Source organism: Skermanella sp. (genome assembly GCF_059503625.1).
The window spans coordinates 1-5,184 of record NZ_JCACHA010001137.1 but is presented as its reverse complement, the minus strand read 5'-3'; the positions used below and the strand labels follow the sequence as shown (position 1 = coordinate 5,184).

General features: G+C 67.3%; 6 protein-coding genes. All 6 read left to right on the top strand.

Annotated elements, in window-relative coordinates; genetic code table 11:
- The first annotated feature begins 97 nt into the window (after positions 1 to 97).
- The 6 genes from dapB (at position 98) to AC5JJ6_RS40575 (ending at position 4,948) form a co-directional block, all read left to right on the top strand.
- A complete protein-coding gene (gene dapB, locus AC5JJ6_RS40600) occupies positions 98 to 907 on the top strand; it encodes a 4-hydroxy-tetrahydrodipicolinate reductase (protein WP_496047496.1) in 810 nt (269 codons plus the stop codon).
- A gap of 393 nt (positions 908 to 1,300) precedes the next feature.
- On the top strand, positions 1,301 to 2,170 hold the full coding sequence (locus AC5JJ6_RS40595) for a lytic transglycosylase domain-containing protein (protein ID WP_496047495.1): 870 nt from the start codon (positions 1,301 to 1,303) through the stop codon (positions 2,168 to 2,170).
- 69 nt (positions 2,171 to 2,239) lie between these two features.
- Positions 2,240 to 2,437 (top strand): hypothetical protein, encoded by a 198-nt coding sequence (locus tag AC5JJ6_RS40590; protein ID WP_496047494.1) that lies wholly within the window; start codon positions 2,240 to 2,242, stop codon positions 2,435 to 2,437.
- A 37-nt stretch (positions 2,438 to 2,474) separates the two neighbouring features.
- Positions 2,475 to 3,029, top strand: coding sequence for a dCTP deaminase (dcd, locus tag AC5JJ6_RS40585; protein WP_496047493.1), 555 nt, complete (start codon positions 2,475 to 2,477; stop codon positions 3,027 to 3,029).
- 63 nt (positions 3,030 to 3,092) lie between these two features.
- The gene (gene murA / locus AC5JJ6_RS40580) at positions 3,093 to 4,385 is read left to right on the top strand and encodes a UDP-N-acetylglucosamine 1-carboxyvinyltransferase (protein WP_496047492.1); all 1,293 of its coding nucleotides are present in this window, start codon (positions 3,093 to 3,095) and stop codon (positions 4,383 to 4,385) included.
- A gap of 71 nt (positions 4,386 to 4,456) precedes the next feature.
- Positions 4,457 to 4,948, top strand: a complete 492-nt coding sequence (locus AC5JJ6_RS40575; protein WP_496047491.1) for a DUF2948 family protein — start codon at positions 4,457 to 4,459, stop codon at positions 4,946 to 4,948.
- Positions 4,949 to 5,184 lie beyond the last annotated feature (236 nt).

Genomic DNA, 5,184 nt, shown 5'->3' with positions numbered 1-5,184 from the left:
CGGCGGTCTTCGGCGGCTGTTCCGGGCTGCGGATCGTGCTAAAGCACCGGCTGAAGTGATCGGAACGATCCAGTCCTATAAGGTGGAGTGCGGCGCGATGAAGATCGGGGTGGTTGGGTGCGCGGGGCGTATGGGGCAGATGCTGGTGCGCCGTATCGTGGCCACGGAAGGATGCGAGCTTGCCGGCGGCACGGAACGGCCCGACGGCCCGGCAGTCGGCAAGGACATCGGCACGCTGGCGGGGCTCGATCCGGTCGGCATCGCCGTGATCGACGATCCGGTCCAGCTCTTCGCCCACGCCGACGCCGTGATCGACTTCTCCTCGCCGGAAGCGACGGAGCGGCACGCGGCGCTGGCGGCGCAGGCGCGGACGGTCCACGTCATCGGCACGACCGGCCTCAACCCGGGGCAGACGGAGGCGGTCAAGCGCGCTTCCCAATACGCGCCGATCGTCCATGCTCCCAACATGAGCCTGGGCGTCAACCTGCTGATGGTCCTGGTCGAGCAGGTCGCCCGCACGCTCGGTCCCGATTTCGATATCGAGATCCTGGAAATGCACCATCGCCACAAGGTCGATGCGCCGTCGGGGACCTCCCTGGGCCTGGGCCGTGCCGCTGCCGCCGGACGCGGGGTCGGTCTGGATGCCGTATCCGCCCGCATCCGCGACGGCCACACCGGCCCGCGCAAGAGCGGCGACATCGGCTTTGCCGTCATGCGCGGCGGCGACGTGGTCGGCGACCACACCGTCGTCTTCGCGGGGGAGGGCGAGCGGATCGAGCTGTCGCACCGGGCCAACGACCGGCAGATCTACGCGGTCGGCGCCGTCCGCGCCGCGCTCTGGGCACACGGCCAGCACCCCGGACTCTATTCGATGCGGGACGTGCTGGGGCTTGGGGGTCTCGGCTGAGGTATTAACGCCGACCCCTGCCGGGGAGGCCGCGAATCGGGCGGACGGCGTCGCAGCCGCCTCCCGATCTTCTCTTTTTGTTCTATGCGACAGATTGGCCCCGACCGCCGGAAGACCTACCGGGAACCGTGAATTCGTCTGAAGAACGGCATAGGGATGGCGATTTCGGGGTGTTTGTCGCTTGACAGTGTTGCTGCTGTATCAGTAAGCCGGGAGAGCAAAGCTTCAATCGAAACCTTAAGGAAGAGGCGCAACCCCATGACAGCAAAGCGTAACCAAGGACGCCGACAGGTCTGTCTGGATTTTGGGGTGAAGGCGTCTATGGTACTCCTTTTGGGGAGCTTTGTCTCGGGTTGCTCGACGAGTGAACAATACGGTTCCTCCGATACTTCGATGGCCGCACCGGTACAGGTGGCGTTGGTCACGCCGGCGCCGCTGCCGCCCGATCCCAAGGACCCCTGGCGCGACCTGATCGCGGAAGCGTCCGACCGGTTCGACGTGCCGGAACAGTGGATCAGGGCCGTGATGCACCGCGAAAGCGGCGGGCGCGCCATCGTCAAGGGCAAGGTGATCACCAGCCCCGCGGGCGCCATCGGCCTGATGCAGGTGATGCCGGCGACCTACGCCGAGCTTCGCGACCGCCACGGCCTGGGGCCGACGCCCGCCGATCCGCGCGACAACATCATGGCCGGCACCGCCTATCTGCGCGAGATGTACGACCAGTTCGGCAGCCCCGGCTTCCTGGCCGCCTACAACTGCGGTCCCGCCTGCTATTCCGCCGTCCAGGCCGGCCGCCAGCGCCTGCCGAAGGAAACGCGGCAGTATATCGCGGCCCTTGCTCCCGTCGTCGCCAAGACCGCGCCGCGCGGCACCGGCGGCGAACCCGTCGTCGAGCCCGTCATGGTCGCCGCCGCCGAGCCGCCCAAGCCCGCCGGCCGCCCGGCGGAGATCGTCCAGGTCGCCTCCGCCGCACCGCCGCCGGAACCGGTCACGGCGCCTGCTCCCGCTCCCGCCATCGTCCCCGTGTCGGCCCGCGTACAGCCCGCGCCGGTCGAGCAGCCCGCCAGCTACGAAGTCGCCTCCATCGACGACGACGAGGACTACGCGCCCCGTCCGCCCGTCCGTGCCCAGGCCCGCGAGGCCGAGGCCAAGGTGGTCATGCGCTTCACACCGCTCGGCGGCAACGACGCCTGCGGCAGCCTGCGCAATTCGGCCGCCTGCCGGGCGGTCGACCAGCCGGCGGACCATGCCGGCCGTTCCTGACCGTCCGTATTTCCCCTCGGCCGATTTCCGCTGCGAATCCAGCACCACCGTCCTATAAACGCTGGTGACATGAGCAGCGATCAGCCCCCCAAGCAGCCGACCCGCCAGGAGCGGCAAGCCGCCGCCCTGCGCGAGAACCTCCGCAAGCGGAAGGAGCAGGCGCGCGAGCGCCGCCAGCCCGACCCGCCGCCGACGCCTCCTCCACCCGGAGACCTGCCCGAGGACGACTCCTCCGCCAAGCTTGAGGTTCCGCCGCCGGTCGGGTAGAAGCGCTGGCAGTCCAACCCTTTCGGAGACTGTCCCGATGGCGATCATGCCCGATTCCTGGATCCGCGACATGGCGCAGCAGCACGGCATGATCGAGCCCTTCGTCGAGAAGCAGACGGCGGAAGGCGTGATCTCCTACGGCCTGTCGTCCTACGGCTACGATGCCCGCGTCTCCGACGAGTTCAAGATCTTCACCAACGTCGACAACGCCATCGTCGACCCGAAGAACTTCGCCGAGCAGAGCTTCGTCGACCGCAAGGTCGATGTCTGCGTGATCCCGCCGAACAGCTTCGCGCTTGCCCGCACGGTCGAATATTTCCGGGTGCCCCGCGACGTGCTGGTCATCTGCCTGGGCAAGTCCACCTATGCCCGCTGCGGCCTGATCGTCAACGTGACCCCGCTGGAGCCGGAATGGGAAGGCTACGTCACGCTGGAGATTTCCAACACCACGCCGCTGCCCGCCAAGGTCTACGCCAACGAGGGCCTGTGCCAGTTCCTTTTCCTGAAGGGAGAAGGCCCGTGCGAGGTCTCCTACGCCGACCGCAAGGGCAAGTACATGAAGCAGACCGGCGTCACGTTACCGAAGCTTTAACCATAACCGCCTAATTTTCCCCCATCACTCTCCAAGCCTTTCCCCCAGCCCAATCGAGTTCCCATGGATAAGATCAGGATTCGCGGCGGCCGTCCCCTGCGCGGCTCTCTTGCGGTCGGCGGCGCGAAGAACGCGGCGCTGCCGCTGATGGTCGCCAGCCTCCTGACGGACGAGACGCTGACGCTGGCCCAGGTGCCTCATCTGGCCGACATCGCGACGCTCGCCAACCTGCTGGCCCAGCACGGCGTCGTCTTCGGCATGGACGGTTCCGCACCCCAGGATGGCCCGGCAGGCCGCGTGCTCGAACTGACCACCCGGGAAATCACCAGCACCACCGCGCCCTACGATCTGGTCCGCAAGATGCGCGCCAGCGTCCTCGTGCTCGGTCCGCTGGTCGCCCGCTGCGGCGTCGCCAAGGTGTCGCTGCCGGGCGGCTGCGCCATCGGCGCCCGCCCGGTGGACCTGCACATCAAGGGCCTCGTCCAGATGGGCGCCCAGATCGAGCTTGAAGCCGGCTACATCCTGGCGTCGGCTCCCAACGGCCTTCACGGCGCGCAGATCGTCTTCCCGACCGTGTCGGTCGGCGCCACCGAGAACCTGCTGATGGCCGCCTGTCTCGCCAAGGGCGAGACAGTGCTGGTCAACGCCGCGCGCGAGCCGGAGGTGACCGACCTCGCCCGCTGCCTGATCGCCATGGGCGCGCAGATCGAGGGCCTCGGCACCGACACGCTGCGCATCCAGGGCAAGGACCGGCTGCACGCCGCCTATCACACCGTCGTCCCCGACCGGATCGAGACCGGCACCTACGCCATGGCCGCCGCGATCACCGGCGGCGACCTGGAACTGATCAACGGCCGGCTGGAGCATATCCAGGCCGTCACCAAGGTCCTGGCCGGCGCCGGTATCGCCTTCGCCGAGACCGAACGCGGCTTCCGCGTCTCCTGCGCCAACGGCGCTCTGACGGGAGTTGATGTCATGACGGAGCCGTTCCCCGGCTTCCCGACCGACCTTCAGGCCCAGATGATGGCCCTGATGTGCGTCGCCGACGGCGCCGCGATGATCACCGAGACGATCTTCGAGAACCGCTTCATGCACGCGCCGGAACTGGCGCGCATGGGCGCCAAGATCACCGTCCATGGCGCTTCCGCTCTGATTCGCGGCGTCAAGCAGCTCACCGGCGCCCCCGTGATGGCGACCGACCTGCGCGCGTCCAGCTCGCTCGTCCTGGCCGGCCTCGCCGCCGAGGGCGAGACGGAGATCAACCGCGTCTACCATCTGGACCGGGGCTACGAGCGGCTGGAAGAAAAACTGTCCGCCTGCGGCGCCGACATCGAAAGGGTGAAGGCCAACGGGTGACATCAACCCGGTCCGGCACCACATTCCGAACGCTGAGGAATTTCGATCAAGGCGTGAGGAGAAACGACGATATGACTGGGCCGATGAAGCTGCGCGCGGAAGACCGGGATGATCTTCACGTAATCTCCGGCTGCTTGCAGGACGCCATCGTGCCGATCGGCGAGATGTGCTTCCTGCCCGATGAAAAGCGGTTCGTCATGGTGGCCAACCGCTTCAAATGGGAAAGCGCCGCGGAAGAAGACCTTCCCGACACCATCCCCCAGCAGCTGACCGACGTCAGCTACGACGGCGACGGCGAGGACGATGTCATGGTCCCGTTCGAGCGGACCAACTGCGGCGTCTGTTTCGACGGCGTCACCGCCGTCAAGACGCGCAACATCGACCTGCACGAACGCCGCCAGATGCTGGCGCTCCTGACCGTCGTGCAGGGGGAGGGCGGCATCGTCCTGCATTTCTCCGGCGGCGCCTGCATCAAGCTGGAATGCGACGACTGGGTCTGCCGCCTCCAGGACATCGGCGAACCCTGGCCCACCAGCCGCCGTCCGGCCCACCCGCTGGATTGATACCAGTCGAGAATTTTCCCTTGTAGCGCAACTGTATTGAATTGGGGTTCTGCGGGGTGGCTCAGTGTATGGCGATCCGGTGCCCCTTGATCCAATAATGATGGTTTTCCGCTGGGCCGCCCGGCGTCAAGTCTGGCCCTGCGGGCCACCGCCGCATGGCGGCGGCTGCGGACTTGACGCCGGGCGGCCCAGCGGAAGTCTTGCTCTCCATTGGATGCAAGGGACGCTGTCACCGA